Here is a 14,954-nt window from a genome sequence, read left to right as displayed (position 1 = left end):
GGCCTTCTAATCCTCGCTCGATTTTGCCTGGTCGATGACCATGTAATCGAGCGGCAGCTGCGTCGTATATTTGATCTGCTCCATGGCGAAGGCCGAGGAAACGTCGCGGATCTCGATCTTGGCGATCAGACGCTTGTAGAAGGCATCATAGGCCGCGATATCCGGAACGACCACGCGCAGGAGATAATCCACGTCGCCGCTCATACGGTAGAATTCCACCACTTCCGGAAAATCCGCCACGACTTCGGAAAACCGCCGCAGCCACTCCATGGAATGCGAATTGGTGCGCACCGACACGAATACGGTGACCTTGGTGTTGACCTTCACCGGATCGAGAAGCGCGACACGGCGGCGGATCACGCCCTCCTCTTCCATCTTCTGGATGCGCCGCCAGCAAGGCGTGGTGGAAAGCCCGACCTTCTTTGCGAGGTCGGCTACGGCCAAGGTCGAGTCTTCCTGCAAAAGCCGCAGGATCTTGCGGTCTAGGCGATCCATGGAAAGTCCTCTCGAATATTTTTCCCTCTATAGCGCGGGATTTATGAAAATAAAGAAAATTGTTTCAGATCGTCAGCGCCTGCACCCGTTCACGCAGGAAGGGCAGCAGCTCGGCCTCGAACCAGGGATGACGCCGGAGCCAGCCGGTATTGCGCCAGCTCGGATGCGGCAGCGGCAATACGGAGATGCCGGAATTGCGTTTCGCGTAGCGTTGCCAGTTGCGCACGGTCTCCGTCATGGATTTCGGACAGTCCGTTCCGAGATGCCAGCGCTGCGCGTAATGGCCGACCGCCAGCACCAGCTCGATCTGCGGCATCGCGTCCATCGCCCTCTGCCGCCACAGCGGCGCACATTCGCTTCTCGGCGGCAGGTCGCTGCCGTGTCTGTCGTAGCCCGGAAAACAGAAACCCATCGGCACGATCGCGAAGTTTCGCTGATCGTAGAATGCCGCCCGGTCCACCGACAGCCATTGCCGCAGCCGATCGCCCGAAGCATCGTTGAAGGGAAGACCGCTTTCATGGACCCGCAGGCCGGGCGCCTGCCCGGCGATCAGAATCCGAGCCGACGCGGAAAGCACCGCCACCGGCCTCGGCTCGTGCGGCAGCCGGTGGCCTTCGCCGCGCGCCGGCTCGTCACGGCACCGGCGACAGACCGAGATCGCCGCCCGCAACGCCTGCAGCTGCTCCTCAGTCACCGCCGATCCTCGCCATGATCGCGCTCGAATGCTCCTGAAGCCATTGGATAATGATCTCCAGCCAGTCACCCGCCCGGTGCGGGGCCTCCTCCGCACCGCCGTTCGAACGCCGCCATTCCTGCGGCCTCACGAAATCGCCTCCCCAGAGACCCAGCCGGCCGGTTCGCGCCGTTTCCTCTTCGTCACGGTAGAGCCCATAGCTGACCGCATGACCGGAGAGGACCATCTCTCTTCCGAGGTCGGCCCCGCCAGCCGCGCAGACACCCAGTTCCCGGCCATAGCGATCGCGGCCATGGAGCCGGCAGACGGTTGTTGTTCCCGCGACGAGAGCAACCAACCGTCGCCGCGCCTGCGCGCCGCAGTCCCACGCGGTTTCCCCGCGTCGGCACATCTGACCGATCTCCGGGGCATCGATGCCTTCGATGCGTATGCGGCGCCCGTCGAGCCGCAGGCTGTCGCCATCGCTCGCCGACGCCGGGCCGCTCAACTCGCCGGTCACGGGGCGTTCCGGCGCGGGCAGCTGCGCGGCTATATAGGCGCCGATACCGAGCGGGACCAGGAAGATCCACCCGCCGGCCATGCCGCCGCTGCCGGACGGCCTTTTTCGCCGCGCGGGAACTCCGGAGCGACCGAAGCCAAAGCGCCTTCCAGCAGAGCCCGGGCCTGCGCCGCTGCCGCCGACAATCCGAAATCTGCGGTTCTGCGACTTCACGCCCAGCGCCTCCTCGTGTTGTTCCTGCCCGCGTTCCGACCTCGAAAACCGCAATCGCGCCACAATGGTTGTCGAATCCTTCATGGGGGCAGCAACTTCTTAAGGATTGCATCCTAGAGTGCAAGCTGAACCCAATCCTGACCAGAAGCATGAGCATCGCCGCCAGCACATCGACCGACAAGATCATCGTGGACAAGTCGCGGAGCCATCGAAACAAGGCTGTTTCGAAGACCGTTCGCGCGACGCGTCAGCGGCTGCAGACCGGCACATCGGCACCGTCCGGCTTCGAACGGGAAATGCTCCTGCTCCACATCGAGTCCGTGCTCCACGGCGCGATGGCCCTGCCTCTCCTCGTGATCCTGATCGCCGCCAGCGGCATCTACCTCTCTGGCGACCCGCATATTCTCGCCTGGGCCTTGTTGGCGCTTTCGGCGCATGCGGTCACCATCTTTCTCGCGCGAAAGGCCAAGCGCGAGGATGTCGTCACCGAAAAAGTGTCCGTCTGGCGCCGCCGCTTCCTCGCAAGCCAGATGCTGACCGGCCTGTGCTGGGCGATCTTCACGCTCCCGGACTGTGCGTCCTGCGGCGAGATCGCTTCCGGACTCTTCGAGGGAACGGTGCTCTTCATTGCCCTTGCGGTCACCGCCATGGGCACTTTCCTGTTGCGCAACGCCCTCTACTACACGTTTCTGCCGGTCCTGGCCGCGCTCGGCTTCTCCTCACTCAGGACCGGTGACGCGATCGATATCGGCCTCACGGGCATTCTGGCGCTCTCGCTCGTCTTCCTGGCGTTCATGACCGACAGGATGAACCGCGCCAACGTCCATATTCTCTCGGTACAGTCCGAAAAGGACGATCTCATCGCCGAACTCGAGGTGGCGAAGTCCATGTCGGACGAGGCTCGCCGCCGCGCGGAAGAAGCGAACCTCGCCAAGTCCCGTTTCCTAGCCTCGATGTCGCATGAGCTGCGCACACCGCTCAATGCCATCCTCGGCTTCTCAGAGGTCATGTCGACAGAGGTACTCGGGCCGCTCAGCAACCCGACCTACAAGGAATACACGCTGGACATCCATCGCTCCGGCGAGCACCTCTTGAATCTCATCAACGAAATTCTCGATCTTTCGCGTATCGAAGCCGGCAAGTACGAGCTCAGCGAGGATGCGGTAAACCTGGCAGAGATCGTCGAGGATTGCATCGGCATGGTTCAGCTCCGCGCTCGCGGCAAGAACATAACCATCGGCCATCAGTTCGAACAGGCGATGCCGTCTGTCTGGGCGGACGAGAAGGCCATGCGCCAGGTGACGCTCAACCTTCTTTCGAATGCCGTCAAGTTCACCCCGTCGGGCGGTGAGGTCAGCGTGAAGGTCGGCTGGACCGCCGGCGGCGGACAATATCTTTCGATCAGGGACAACGGCCCCGGCATTCCGGAAGAGGAAATCCCGATCGTCCTTTCCGCCTTCGGCCAGGGTTCGATCGCCATCAAGAGCGCCGAACAGGGTACCGGCCTCGGACTGCCGATCGTCCAGGCGATCCTCGCCAAGCATGGCGGCCAGTTCATCCTGCGCTCGAAACTCCGGGAAGGCACCGAGGCGATCGCCATCCTGCCGCCGCGTCGCGTACTGCAGAGCTTGCCCCCGGTCGAGGACGTCCCTTCCCTCACCCGACGGCGAAGGAGCTTTGCCTGATCATCTGCATGCGCCGCCGCGTTGCTGGTCAGCCCAGGAAGCGAGCGAGAAATATCACGTACAGCGCATAGGCCGCATTGGCGAGAATGAGGCAAAGGCACGCGAAGGAGCCGAGATCCTTTGCGTTCCTGCCCATTTCGGAGATCTCCGGCGAGACGCGGTCGACGATCTCCTCGATCGCGGTGTTGATCGCCTCGAAGGCCATCATCAGCAGAAACAGGATTGCCATCGCGACGTACTGGAACAGGTTCGCGCCGACGATCATGAACGCGACCATCGCGACCGCGAAGGCGATGAGTTCGTGCCTGAATGCCGCCTCGCCGATCAGGCGTTTCGCACCGCCGAAGGAATAGCTGGCCGCCGCGAAAAGATGCCGGATACCACGATGCTTGTGGACCGGCGCGGCGGTGCCGTTGCGGGAGGTAGTGTTCTTGGCGTCCATTTCGTCTCGCGGGTTGGGAGAGGGCACAGCTTCGACGTTCCTATTGAGGCGAATCAAAGGCGGCACCAATGCCGCATTGCGAGGCCACCCGAACCGATGACCCGGCGCTTCCCGGATATGCGAGAAGCCGCCGCGCATCAATAGCTGCACGGCACGAGCATAGCACGCATGACGGCCAATCGACAGCAAGCGCCGGAGCGTGCCCTACTCCTTGTTGCTTACGCCGGCCTGCGCAAAGGTCGCCATGCCGCTGTGGCAGGCAGCCGCCGCCTTGACGATGCCTGCTGCAAGAGCCGCACCCGTGCCTTCGCCAAGCCGCATGCCGAGAGCCAGGAGCGGTGTCTTGCCGAGTTTCTCGATCGCCCGCATGTGACCGGGCTCGCTTGAAACATGGCCGATCAGGCAATGGTCGAGCGCCGCCGGGTTGGCGGCCTTGAGGATCGCCGCGGCCGCGGTCGCGACGTAGCCGTCGATGATGACGGGCACCTTCTGCATCCGCGCGGCGAGAATTGCGCCCGCCATCGCCGCGATCTCGCGGCCGCCAAGCCGCCGCATGACTTCGAGCGGATCGGACAAGTGGTCGCGGTGCAGCGCAACGGCCTTTTCGACAGCAGCGATCTTGCGCATGAGCACCTCGCCTTCCGAACCGGTGCCGGGGCCGACCCATTCCCCTGCCGTGCCGCCATAGAGGCCGAGATTGATGGCGGCTGCGATCGTGGTGTTGCCGATGCCCATCTCGCCGATGCACAGCAGATCCGTGCCTCCGGCGATCGCTTCCATGCCGAAAGCCATGGTGGCGGCGCAGTCACGCTCCGAGAGAGCCGGTTCCTCGGTGATATCGCCGGTCGGATAATCGAGCGCCAGATCGAAGACCTTGAGGCCGAGGTCGTGTGCTACGCAGATCTGGTTGATGGCAGCACCGCCGGCGGCGAAGTTCTCGACCATCTGCGCCGTCACCGAAGCGGGAAAGGGCGTCACTCCCTGACGGGTCACCCCGTGATTGCCGGCGAAGATCGCGACAAGCGGCCGGTTGACCGCCGGCGGACGTCCCGTCCAGGCGGCAAGCCAGAAGGCGATTTCCTCGAGGCGCCCGAGAGCGCCGGGCGGCTTCGTCAATTGCCCGTCACGCTCGCGCGCCGCAACGAGTGCCGCCGTGTCCGGCCCAGGCAGATTGCGCAGTAGTTCGCGGAAATCATCAAACGGCAGGCCGCTGGCGCTCATGGATCATCCTTGCAATGTGAAACTCGTTCGGGGCACGTCATAGAGTGTGAGGCCGCGCGCGGCAACGGCATTTGCGCCAATTGCCGTCGTCTCGCATGATCCCGCGGAACGCCGGGCGATTCGGGATGCGGGAGACGAGATGGCAGATGTTCGCGAGCTCTGGGACGACGTCGCACGGTCGGTTGCCTTCTTGAGCCGCATTCCCGTGCCGGATCGATATTTCCGCGGCTATGACGGCGGGCTCGGCCGCGCCGTGCGCGCCTTCCCGCTTGCGGGTATCCTGATCACCCTTCCTGCCGCCGCGATAGCGTTCATTCTGGGCGCGCTTCACGCGAGCTCGCTCTTCAGCGCCTTCCTCGTCGTCGCGGTGCAGGCGATGGTCACCGGCGCCCTGCATGAGGACGGCCTTGGGGATACGGCCGATGGTTTCGGCGGCGGGCGCGATCGGGAAAGCGCGCTGGAGATCATGAAGGACAGTCGGATCGGTACCTATGGCGCGGTTGCCCTCATCCTTTCCTTCGGCCTTCGCGTCTCCGCCCTTGCCGCCTTCCTGCCGCTGCTGACGCCGACAGGCGGTGGAATTGCGCTGCTGGCCACCGCTGCGCTGAGCCGCGCCGCGATGGTCTGGCACTGGTCCCGCCTCCCCCCTGCCCGCCGCGGCGGGGTCGCCGCCTCGGCGGGTGTTCCCGAGCCGGGGGCGACATCGGTTGCGCTCGGCTCTGGCGTTCTCCTCGCGCTCGTGCTGTTTTACCTCGCCGGCATCCCGACCGTCGCCGTCCTGCTTTCGTTCGCCGCTTTCGGCCTTGCCGTGCCAGGCTTCACCCGGATCGCCTCACGCAAGCTCGGCGGCCACACCGGCGACACCATCGGCGCCACCCAGCAACTCACGGAGATCGCCGTTCTGGGCGCTCTTGCACTGGCCATCTGAAAGGCCGATATATTTTCGAACGAAACAGCAGAGCATTGTCCTGATCATGGAATCTCCCTGCATTCTCGTCTGCACGATCGACGATAGGACCGGCTACTGTTTCGGCTGCGGGCGCACACGTCAGGAGATCGGCGCCTGGACGCTCTACACCGACACCGAACGGCACAGCATCATGCAGGCCTTGCCGGCGCGACTGGAAACGGTCGAGCGCAAACCGCGGCGGGAGACGCGCCGGTCGCGCATGGCGCGAGAACGAAACGGCGCATGAGCAGACTGATCATCCTCCTCGCAATACTCGGCATCGGCCTCGTGCTGCTGATCCTCAATCACGATTCCGGCCGAACTTTCGGCATGAACAACGACGACTTCGGGCAGCTCGTTGCCCTCGGCGCTCTGGCAACGCTTTTTGCGGCTGGTATCGTCAGAAGCCGCCGAACACTGGGAGAAGGGCTGACGCAGATCGCGATCTGGCTGCTGATCGCGCTCGTCCTCGTTGCACTCTATGTCTACCGCTTCGAGCTCCAGTCCGTCGGCGACCGGGTACTGGCGGGCCTTATGCCCGGCCGGGCAATGGTCATCACCGACAGCGAGGGTCAGCAGGAGGTGGTGCTGCACAAGCGGATCGACGGCCACTTCGCCGCCGATGCGACGATCAACGGGCGTGAGGTCAGCATGCTTGTGGACACCGGTGCGAGCAGTGTCGTGCTCACCCATGAGGACGCGGCCAGGGCCGGTCTCGAGGTCGCAGATCTCGGCTACACGATCACTGTCATGACCGCGAACGGGCCGGCACTTGCGGCCCCGGTCATCCTGCCGGAGATCGCCATCGGACCGATCCGGCGGACGAATATCCGCGCCATGGTCGCGGCCGAGGGGCGACTCGACAGCAGCCTGCTCGGCATGAGCTTCCTCTCGACCCTCGACTTCCTGCAGATGCGCAGCGACGAGCTTCGGCTCAGGGACTGAGCCCCCAGCAGATCCAGCCTCAGTTACGCAGCTTGTACCCGGTCCGGAATATCCATGTCAGGGCGGACATGCAGAGGGCGAGAAAGACGAGAATAATTGCCGCGCTGGCGAGCGGATTTACGTCGGAGATCTCGAAGAAGCTCCATCGGAAGCCGCTGATCAGATAAAGGACCGGGTTGAAGTGGCTTACTGCCCGCCAGAATGACGGCAGCATGTCGATCGAATAGAAGCTGCCGCCGAGGAAGACGAGCGGCGGGACCACCAGCATCGGAATGAGGTTGAGCTGCTCGAAATCCTTCGCCCAGATGCCGATCAGGAAACCGAACAGGCTGAAGGTCACCGCCGTCAGAACGAAAAAGAAAAGCATCACGAAGGGATGGGCGATGCTGAGATCGACGAACAGCGAGGCCGTGACAAGAATGATCGTGCCGATCATCATCCCCTTTGTCGCCGCCGCCCCCACATAGCCGAGCACAATCTCCAGCATGGATATCGGTGACGACAGCACCTCATAGATCGTGCCGGTAAACTTCGGGAAATAGATACCGAATGAGCCGTTGCCGATGCACTGCGTCAGAAGCGTCAGCATCATCAACCCGGGCGTGATGAAGGCGCCGTAGGAAATCCCGTCTATTTCCTGGATGCGCCCACCGATGGCGGCGCCGAAAACGATAAAATAGAGCGAGGTGGAGATGACGGGCGACACCACGCTTTGCAGAAGCGTGCGGCGTGTGCGCGCCATCTCGAAGAAATAGATGGATTTCACTGCTTCTATGTTCATCGTCCCGCCTCCACGATCTCAACGAAAATATCCTCGAGCGAACTCTGCCTCGTGGAAATGTCCCGGAGCCTAATGCCCGCCTCGGCCAAGGCTGCGAGCAGCGACGTGATGCCCGTCCGGTCAGCGCTGGTGTCGTATTCATAGATCAGGCGTTCGCCTTCGCCCTCAAGCAACAAATTGTAGGAGGCGAGAGAATCGGGAACCCGCTCCAGAGGTTGGGCCAGATCGACGCGCAGCTGCTTGCGTCCGAGTTTCGTCATCAGCGCATTCTTGTCCTCGACGAGCAGTATCTCGCCGCTGTTGATCACCGCGATCCGGTCGGCGATCTCCTCCGCTTCCTCGATGTAGTGCGTCGTCAGAATGATCGTCACGCCCGAAGCGCGCAGCCGCTGGACGACCTCCCACATGCTCTTGCGCAGGCTGACGTCGACACCGGCCGTCGGCTCATCGAGGAAAAGGACGCGCGGCTCGTGCGAGAGCGCCTTGGCGATCAGCACGCGCCGCTTCATGCCGCCGGAAAGCTCGCGCAGCGTGCTGTCCTTCTTGTTCCAGAGCGAGAGGTCTTTCAGCACCTTTTCGATATGCGCCGGATCCGGCTTCTTGCCGTGAAGCCCGCGCGAGAAGGAAACGGTGTTCCACACGGTCTCGAATGCATCGGTGGTCAGTTCCTGCGGCACCAGGCCTATCATCGCCCGCGTCTGGCGGAAGTCGCGCACGACGTCGTTGCCGCCGACGGTAACCTTGCCGCCCGTCGCATTGACGATACCGCAGACGATCGAGATGAGCGTCGTCTTGCCGGCGCCGTTCGGACCGAGGAGGGCAAGAATTTCGCCCTCCTCGATGTCGAGGCTGACGCCTTTCAGAGCCTGGAACCCCGAGGCATAGGTCTTCGACAGATTGGAGACGGAAACGATTGGCGCCATGAAACATATCCGGGGAAGAGGTGCAAAGTCGGCAGGGTGCTGCTCTATATGGGCCGATTCACATGGATTTGCAGCCCATCCAAGCCAAATTTGCGTTGACACTCCGTCAAATCAGTCGCGTCAGCGGCAGAATATCTGATAGAGCGCCATTACCAGCCTTACGGCCTTCTCCTCGGCGAGCCGGTAAAAGATCTGTTTGGCGTCGCGTCGTGTCGCGACGATACCAGCCTCACGCAGCACGGTCAGCTGTTGCGACAAGGACGGTTGGCGGATGCCGAGCATCTCTTCCAGCTGGCCGACCGAGTGCTCGCCTTCGATGAGCGTGCACAGGATCATCAGCCGGCTCTGGTTCGCCGCCGCCTTCAGCAGCGCCGCAGCTTCGTCTGCCCTTTCGGTCATGCAAGGGCGTATATTCCGGAATTTGGTCACCGTTCCCATGGTCAGGCCCTCAGCCCCACGCTGCTCCCTTGAGCGCGTTGAACTTCAGGTAACGGGCGCCATCGGCCTCCGGTTCCGGCAGACGGCCGCCGCGGTCCGTACGCTCGCGGCACTGGCGCAACTGGTCCTCGATGGAGGCGTTACGCTAGTTCTCGGAGCGGGCGTAACGGGCAATGCGGAGCGTGACGGAGGCCTTTCTGATCGGTTATTCGCTCTGCGCGGTGTCCAGAGCGTCGATGATGGTCTTGAACGGCAGGATCAGGCTGAGCGGGCTGCTGTCAAGCAGTGGCATTGCGCCGAAACGCTCGTACCAGCGCGCCGCCTTTTCATCCTTGGCGTCGATAGCCAGCGCCACCCCGCCGACCTGCGCGGCCACGGCCAGCGCCCGCGCGCCCGCTGCCAGCAACAGATCGCCGCCAAGCCCCTGACCCTGCAATGGCAGCGCTACGGCCAGTCGGGCAAGCCGGTAAACGGCGACCTCGTAGCGCCCCAGCCTTTTGGTCAGGAAATCGGGGACCTTTGCGAAGGCAATCGAGGCAGGGCTGATGGAATAGTAGCCGAGGATGCTTTCGGGCGCGGACGGAGCCACCGCCACGAAGGTCTTGGAGCCGCCGCCCTCATGGTTCTGGCGGGCATGTCGGCGCAGATATTCGTTCAGTTCCGGCGTGCCGCAATCGAACGCCTTGCGGTCATGGTTGCGTCCGATGGGCTCTTCGCGCCAGTCAAGCACTCTTCCCGCCTCGGGCAATGCGGCGGCGTGCTGCGGCAAGCAGAGCCGGCGTCGGAGCGGGCGGGTTTTCCAGAAGGTCGAGCAGGCGCAAGGAGTCCCGCTCCGAGAGCGAGATGCGTTCGGCGTTCTCGACCACATCGAGGGCGGCGGGCAGAACAGCGCGCATGATGAAGCTGGTCACGTCCAGCCGCTCATGGGCGGCGGCGGCGGTGAGAAGCCGTTTTTCCTCGCGCGTGGTGCGCAATTCGATGCGGTCGTCACGGTTGGGAAGCGTCTGGGCCATATCGATCTCCGTTACGTACGGACGATACCCGTACCACTAAAGAAAATCAAGATGGTTACTTCTCGTCGTCGGATTCGGCGCGGGTCATTGGCGGCACGCATGGCCTTCTCGAAGTCCTCACGCGCCACGCGCCTGCCGATCAGGCGGGGATGGACAGTACCACCGCGAGCCGCGCGGCGACGTCGGTTTCGTTGCCGGCATCTCCATCAGTTGGGCGATTGTCATTAGCCGGCCTCTCTTTGTCGGGGCGCTTTCCGTCCGGCCGCTACGAGGGAACGAGGCTGATTTGCTTGTTGCTGTTCCTGCGATGCTCACTGAACGCCGCCGTGATCGCGCGAAGTGTTTCGCGCGTTTTGGGGTCAGTCAGGGACGAGTGCAGAACGATGGACAATGACGGAATTGACGGCAGGTTGAGCATCTGGCTAACCTCGATCATGTCCGCAGTTGCCAGCCGACAAGGGAATGCAGCAACCGCAAGACCGGCGGACAATGCTGCCGTCACCGCCGAGGTGCCGCCAACGAATACCTCGGTCCACCGAATCGAAGGGGCATCGCAGAGGCTAATACCGAATCCGGTCTGTCGAGCAGGGGCGCTTTCAGGCCGCGCCTAGTCGCAATGCCGGTAGCCGGATTTGCGCGTCCTCAGATCGAAGTGAAAATGGTCTTTGTGGAAAGGATCGCTGCCGGGGCCGAGCACGGTGTTGAAATACTTGCAGCTATCGGTGCGCACGGCCTTCAAGAGCCCTCTTTCGCGGAAAGCGAAGAGACCTTTCCTGCGTACATCGATTTCCTTGCCGTTTTTCAGCACGAACTTGCCGACGTCGATCGCGTTGCCGCGCGCATGTTCCGACATGGGATTGCCGCGCCGGGAGTTCATCGTCCGGCAGGAATAGCCGCCGAGCGGCTTGATCGTCTTGACGCCCGACCAGTAACGGTAGCGCGACGATGGCGCGAGCTCATACTTCACCCATTTGGCGAAGGCTTCCGTCACCTGGCAATTGAGCTTCACCGCGGGCTTGACGCCGATATTGCCGGAAAGGCCGCTGAGCTCGATCGGGTAGTCGATGCCACAGGACGGTCCGTTATGGACTCGCGGAACGTCGCGGAAGACGACCCCGAGCTTCTTCAACCGCTGCCGGCACGCAATCTCCGAGCCCGGCATTTCGCCGGTAAACTCCGGCGCCGACAGCGGGCTGCGGGCGCGCGGTATGAAAGCGACCTGCTGCGGCTCTTCCGTGCGCGTCGCCCGCTGCGGCTGGAGTACATGCGTTCTATTCGCTTCCTCGGCCGCGCTCTGCGCGGCCGCAAGGGGCGGCAGGTCGGGATCGTAGCCGGGATTCGCCTCAGCCACCGGTACCGGCTGCGGCGCTCCGGCAAGCTGGCGCACATCGCTGTCGCCGACACCGGCTACGACCGGCTGCGTCGTATTCCCCTCGGCGATTTCACCGGCCTGCTCCTGCGCCAGGCCGACGACCGGTTCGACGCCGAGCATGGCGTCCATGTTCACCCCCTCGGGCGGAACCGTCATCGATCCGGCCGCGGCGACCTGGCCCTGCGGCGCAACGGCCGCATTATCGGAAACCGGTGCAACCGAGGTCTGGCTGGCCATGGCGACCGGCTCTGACGACGGATAGGCAGCGACTTCCTGCTCCGGCATGGCTGCAGGCGCCGGCCTGATCGCGCCGACACGAGAGCTCCCGTCGATCCGGGCCGGTGGCGCAAGCACGTCTGTCGTGCAGGCAACGAGTGGAATGGACAACAGCAGCGCCGCCAATGGACGATGAAGAAGAGAAACATACGCCATACTGATTGCCGCCTTCATCCATGACAAAGCTTCGGCCTTGTCCGTGCGCCGCCTGCCCACAGCCGAGAATGAACGTGCGGAATGTCGCCAAACGGGCGCTCGGTCGAGAAAGTCGGCTTTGCAAAGCAATTTAAGCAAACGTGGTAAACGAAGCCTTGCCGGCGGCACGCCAAATCAGGCGAGCGGGCACAAAAGACAAGGCCCGCATCCTTACGAATGCGGGCCTTTTCAACGTCGGTTTTCGTCCGGTTAACGGCATTCCCCGGGATGAGCCACGCGGAACCCGTCCGCCCGTGCCTCGCAGGCATTCGGGAATGTTCTTGATCGTCCGTTGCGCTCGCCGCAGACCGGCGCGAATTCCCGGGTGCAGAATTGCGGCTGCTGCGGGCGATCATCCTCGCGGCGGCATTCGCCGGGTGCGACGACGCGAAAACCCTCGGCGCGCGCCACGCATGAATTGGGGAAGGTCTGCCTTCTCGGGCCGCGCTGACCGCACACCGGCGAAAACTCGCGCGTGCAGGCTTGTTCTTCCGGCGGACGGGATGCCGGGCGGCATTCGCCGCGATGAACGACACGGAAGCCGTCGGCGCGTGCCTGGCAGGCATTGGGGAAGGTCCGCATGCGATTGCCGCGCTCGCCGCAGACCGGCGCGAATTCCATCGTGCACATTTGCGGGCCTGGCGGGCGGATCGGCCCCGGACCGGGGCGCGGTTCGTCGACGACCACGGTACAGGCAGAAAGGAAGCCGGCGGCGGCCAGGAAGATGGCGGCAGACTTCATGATGAAACGCTTGAAAGGCAACACAGGTCTCCCCCTTGACTGGGATCTCGGATGCGGCCGGATCGGCGCGCGATAGCGACCGTCCTTCCGTCGCACCATCTCGCCTGTCTTGCGGCCACGCGTCAACTCCCGCGAGATGCGCCATCCACTCACCACCGACAGGAGCAGGCTCACCCGCCCGAGCGACGCAGGTTTAACGAAGAGGCCTACGTCCGTCCGAACGCAGGCCTTGTCGCCGCTACGCTTGCTGTTATCGTTTACGCTGCCCTGCCATAGGCCGGCTGCGCGCCCCGTTCCTCGAGCCTGAACTGTTCGAGCAGCGCCTTCAGCTCACGACTTTCCTGCGCCAGTGTCTGGCTTGCCGCGGTCGTCTCCTCGACCATTGCCGCGTTCTGCTGCGTCATCTGGTCCATGCTGTTAACGGCCGTGTTGACCTCCTGCAGTCCGGTCGCCTGTTCCCGAGCAGCGGTCGCAATCGCGGCCACCTGCTCGTTGACACGGTTGACCAGAGCCTCGATCTCCATCAGCGCATCGCCCGTCGAGCGGACGAGTTCGACGCCGGCGCCGACTTCCTTCACCGAGGTGCCTATCAGCGCCTTGATTTCCTTTGCCGCGCCGGCCGAGCGTTGCGCGAGTTCGCGGACCTCCTGGGCAACGACGGCGAAACCGCGGCCGGCCTCCCCTGCCCGCGCCGCCTCGACGCCTGCATTCAGCGCCAGCAGGTTCGTCTGAAAGGCGATCTCGTCGATCACGCCGATGATCTGGCTGATCCGGCTCGATGAGGCTTCGATCCGCCCCATGGCATCGATCGCGTTGCGCACGATATCACCGGATTTTGCGGCGCTCGCCTTCGTCTCGTCGACCATGTCGCGCGCCTCGAGGGCACGACCCGACGCATGACGTACGGTGGAGGTGATCTCGTCAAGAGCCGCGGCTGTCTCTTCAAGAGCCGCCGCCTGCTGTTCGGTCCGGCGCGACAGGTTGTTGGCCGCCTCTGATATATCGGCGGCACTGCCATGGACGATTTCGGTGGATCGGGAAATGGCGCCGATGACGTCGCGAAGCGCGGCGACCGCCGTGTTGAAGTCGTCCTTGAGCTTGGCATATTCCGGCGCGATCCGGGCGACCGCGGCGGTGAGGTCGCCGTTTGCCAGCCGCTCGAGCGCGGCGCCGAGCGTCTCCATCGCCTCGGCCTGGGTTGCGGCAGTCGTACGCTGGCGCTCCTCGTGGCCGCGCCGTTCTGCGTCGAGGCGGTCCTGCTGCTCCGCCTCGCGCGATCGCAGTTCGAGGCGCTCCCTGACGGAGTCGCGCAGGACGACGAGCACCTTCGCCATCTGCCCGATCTCGTCGGCGCGATCGGTTTCCGGAACATCCGAGGAAAGGTCCTCGTCTGCGATCGCCCGCATCGAGACCTTCAGCTTTTCGATGGGCCGAACGACGCTGCGCACGATCGCCAAAGCCGCCATGAGGATCGCGAGCGCTGCCGCGACCAGAATGCCGGCCATCTGCCAGGCGCGCTCGCGGAACATGGCGGCGAGATCGTCTGCATAAACACCGGTGCCGACCACCCATCCCCAGGGCTCGAAACCGGCCACATGCGAATATTTCAGCACGGGCTCGTCGGCGCCGGGCTTCGGCCAGTAATAATCGACGAAGCCCTTGCCGTGCGCCTGCACCGTCTTGACGAATTCCACGAACAGGAACTTGCCGTTCGGGTCCTTGTTCTGCGTCAGGTCGGCGCCGTCGAGTTCGGGCTTGATCGGATGCATCACCATCTTCGGATGCATATCGTTCACCCAGAAATAGCCGCTGTCCTGATAGCGCATCGCCCGGATCGCCTCCAGAGCGCGGCCCTGCGCCTCCTCGCGCGTGAGCGTTCCGGCCTTTTCCTGGGCGTGATAGGCGTCGAACACCGTGATCGCGTTCTCGTTCATCGCCGCGAGCATGGCCTTGCGCTCGGCAACCAGCTTGTCCTGCGCCTGGATCAGTCCGAAGGTCAGCGCCGCCGCCATCGTCAAAAGCGCGAACGCGACCAGCGCGTAAAGACGCGCTGAAATCCGAATTCTTCTCAT

17 protein-coding genes are annotated in these 14,954 nt (G+C 63.6%); 4 read left to right on the top strand and 13 right to left on the bottom strand.

What is annotated here, in order from left to right; translation table 11 throughout:
- Positions 1–6: 6 nt before the first annotated feature.
- From M1D43_RS03705 to M1D43_RS03695, 3 genes are all read right to left on the bottom strand, one after another.
- Complete coding sequence (locus M1D43_RS03705; RefSeq protein WP_003535303.1) at positions 7–495, bottom strand: Lrp/AsnC family transcriptional regulator; 489 nt, start codon at positions 493–495, stop codon at positions 7–9.
- A gap of 64 nt (positions 496–559) precedes the next feature.
- Positions 560–1,189 (bottom strand): uracil-DNA glycosylase family protein, encoded by a 630-nt coding sequence (locus M1D43_RS03700; RefSeq protein ID WP_010969535.1) that lies wholly within the window; start codon positions 1,187–1,189, stop codon positions 560–562.
- On the bottom strand, positions 1,182–1,901 hold the full coding sequence (locus tag M1D43_RS03695) for a thermonuclease family protein (protein WP_498814194.1): 720 nt from the start codon (positions 1,899–1,901) through the stop codon (positions 1,182–1,184). Before M1D43_RS03695 ends, M1D43_RS03700 begins: the two co-directional genes overlap by 8 nt.
- A gap of 149 nt (positions 1,902–2,050) precedes the next feature.
- Here M1D43_RS03695 and M1D43_RS03690 point away from each other — a divergent pair, with 149 nt between their 5' ends.
- Positions 2,051–3,586, top strand: a complete 1,536-nt coding sequence (locus tag M1D43_RS03690) for a sensor histidine kinase (RefSeq protein WP_127540129.1) — start codon at positions 2,051–2,053, stop codon at positions 3,584–3,586.
- A gap of 28 nt (positions 3,587–3,614) precedes the next feature.
- On the opposite strand, the gene M1D43_RS03685 is transcribed toward M1D43_RS03690, so the two are convergent.
- Both M1D43_RS03685 and cobT read right to left on the bottom strand, forming a co-directional pair.
- Positions 3,615–4,028, bottom strand: coding sequence for a diacylglycerol kinase (locus M1D43_RS03685; protein ID WP_010969538.1), 414 nt, complete (start codon positions 4,026–4,028; stop codon positions 3,615–3,617).
- 204 nt (positions 4,029–4,232) lie between these two features.
- Entirely contained in the window at positions 4,233–5,249 is a 1,017-nt protein-coding gene (gene cobT / locus M1D43_RS03680; protein ID WP_498814100.1) for a nicotinate-nucleotide--dimethylbenzimidazole phosphoribosyltransferase, read from the bottom strand.
- 139 nt (positions 5,250–5,388) lie between these two features.
- Between cobT and M1D43_RS03675 the strand changes: the two genes are divergently transcribed.
- The 3 genes from M1D43_RS03675 to M1D43_RS03665 are packed head-to-tail and all read left to right on the top strand — an operon-like array spanning position 5,389 to position 7,143.
- The gene (locus M1D43_RS03675; protein ID WP_153313342.1) at positions 5,389–6,177 is read left to right on the top strand and encodes an adenosylcobinamide-GDP ribazoletransferase; all 789 of its coding nucleotides are present in this window, start codon (positions 5,389–5,391) and stop codon (positions 6,175–6,177) included.
- 46 nt (positions 6,178–6,223) lie between these two features.
- Positions 6,224–6,445, top strand: coding sequence for a DUF1289 domain-containing protein (locus tag M1D43_RS03670; protein WP_003535317.1), 222 nt, complete (start codon positions 6,224–6,226; stop codon positions 6,443–6,445).
- Positions 6,442–7,143, top strand: a complete 702-nt coding sequence (locus tag M1D43_RS03665; protein ID WP_010969540.1) for a TIGR02281 family clan AA aspartic protease — start codon at positions 6,442–6,444, stop codon at positions 7,141–7,143. The genes M1D43_RS03670 and M1D43_RS03665 overlap by 4 nt, the downstream gene beginning before the upstream one ends.
- A 19-nt stretch (positions 7,144–7,162) precedes the next feature.
- Here the strand turns inward: M1D43_RS03665 and M1D43_RS03660 are convergent, their stop codons facing one another.
- From M1D43_RS03660 to M1D43_RS03625, 8 genes are all read right to left on the bottom strand, one after another.
- The gene (locus M1D43_RS03660; RefSeq protein ID WP_153313343.1) at positions 7,163–7,924 is read right to left on the bottom strand and encodes an ABC transporter permease; all 762 of its coding nucleotides are present in this window, start codon (positions 7,922–7,924) and stop codon (positions 7,163–7,165) included.
- Entirely contained in the window at positions 7,921–8,847 is a 927-nt protein-coding gene (locus M1D43_RS03655) for an ABC transporter ATP-binding protein (protein ID WP_003535323.1), read from the bottom strand. The genes M1D43_RS03660 and M1D43_RS03655 overlap by 4 nt, the downstream gene beginning before the upstream one ends.
- A gap of 120 nt (positions 8,848–8,967) precedes the next feature.
- Positions 8,968–9,285 carry an ArsR/SmtB family transcription factor gene (locus M1D43_RS03650; RefSeq protein ID WP_153313344.1) on the bottom strand — a complete coding sequence of 106 codons (318 nt, stop codon included), beginning with the start codon at positions 9,283–9,285 and terminating at the stop codon, positions 8,968–8,970.
- 205 nt (positions 9,286–9,490) lie between these two features.
- Complete coding sequence (locus tag M1D43_RS03645; protein ID WP_318853606.1) at positions 9,491–10,015, bottom strand: GNAT family N-acetyltransferase; 525 nt, start codon at positions 10,013–10,015, stop codon at positions 9,491–9,493.
- Complete coding sequence (locus M1D43_RS03640; RefSeq protein WP_010969543.1) at positions 10,008–10,298, bottom strand: type II toxin -antitoxin system TacA 1-like antitoxin; 291 nt, start codon at positions 10,296–10,298, stop codon at positions 10,008–10,010. Before M1D43_RS03640 ends, M1D43_RS03645 begins: the two co-directional genes overlap by 8 nt.
- Positions 10,299–10,905: 607 nt before the next feature.
- The gene (locus tag M1D43_RS03635; RefSeq protein WP_153313346.1) at positions 10,906–12,102 is read right to left on the bottom strand and encodes an extensin-like domain-containing protein; all 1,197 of its coding nucleotides are present in this window, start codon (positions 12,100–12,102) and stop codon (positions 10,906–10,908) included.
- A 249-nt stretch (positions 12,103–12,351) separates the two neighbouring features.
- Positions 12,352–12,906, bottom strand: coding sequence for a Kazal-type serine protease inhibitor domain-containing protein (locus M1D43_RS03630; protein ID WP_010969547.1), 555 nt, complete (start codon positions 12,904–12,906; stop codon positions 12,352–12,354).
- 233 nt (positions 12,907–13,139) lie between these two features.
- Positions 13,140–14,954: a methyl-accepting chemotaxis protein gene (locus M1D43_RS03625; RefSeq protein ID WP_153313347.1), complete on the bottom strand. Its 1,815-nt coding sequence runs from the start codon at positions 14,952–14,954 to the stop codon at positions 13,140–13,142.

Source organism: Ensifer sp. R1-3, assembly GCF_056739175.1.
This window is presented reverse-complemented; position numbering and strand designations above follow the sequence as displayed.

Bases quoted from the DNA above. Each gene is read 5' to 3' on its own strand.
- M1D43_RS03635 (WP_153313346.1), bottom strand. From the start codon at position 12,102: ATGGCGTATGTTTCTCTTCTTCATCGTCCATTGGCGGCGCTGCTGTTG.
- M1D43_RS03625 (WP_153313347.1), bottom strand. From the start codon at position 14,954: ATGAGAAGAATTCGGATTTCAGCGCGTCTTTACGCGCTGGTCGCGTTC.
- M1D43_RS03685 (WP_010969538.1), bottom strand. From the start codon at position 4,028: ATGGACGCCAAGAACACTACCTCCCGCAACGGCACCGCCGCGCCGGTC.
- M1D43_RS03705 (WP_003535303.1), bottom strand. From the start codon at position 495: ATGGATCGCCTAGACCGCAAGATCCTGCGGCTTTTGCAGGAAGACTCG.
- M1D43_RS03670 (WP_003535317.1), top strand. From the start codon at position 6,224: ATGGAATCTCCCTGCATTCTCGTCTGCACGATCGACGATAGGACCGGC.
- M1D43_RS03690 (WP_127540129.1), top strand. From the start codon at position 2,051: ATGAGCATCGCCGCCAGCACATCGACCGACAAGATCATCGTGGACAAG.
- M1D43_RS03640 (WP_010969543.1), bottom strand. From the start codon at position 10,298: ATGGCCCAGACGCTTCCCAACCGTGACGACCGCATCGAATTGCGCACC.
- M1D43_RS03660 (WP_153313343.1), bottom strand. From the start codon at position 7,924: ATGAACATAGAAGCAGTGAAATCCATCTATTTCTTCGAGATGGCGCGC.
- cobT (WP_498814100.1), bottom strand. From the start codon at position 5,249: ATGAGCGCCAGCGGCCTGCCGTTTGATGATTTCCGCGAACTACTGCGC.
- M1D43_RS03655 (WP_003535323.1), bottom strand. From the start codon at position 8,847: ATGGCGCCAATCGTTTCCGTCTCCAATCTGTCGAAGACCTATGCCTCG.
- M1D43_RS03650 (WP_153313344.1), bottom strand. From the start codon at position 9,285: ATGGGAACGGTGACCAAATTCCGGAATATACGCCCTTGCATGACCGAA.
- M1D43_RS03675 (WP_153313342.1), top strand. From the start codon at position 5,389: ATGGCAGATGTTCGCGAGCTCTGGGACGACGTCGCACGGTCGGTTGCC.
- M1D43_RS03665 (WP_010969540.1), top strand. From the start codon at position 6,442: ATGAGCAGACTGATCATCCTCCTCGCAATACTCGGCATCGGCCTCGTG.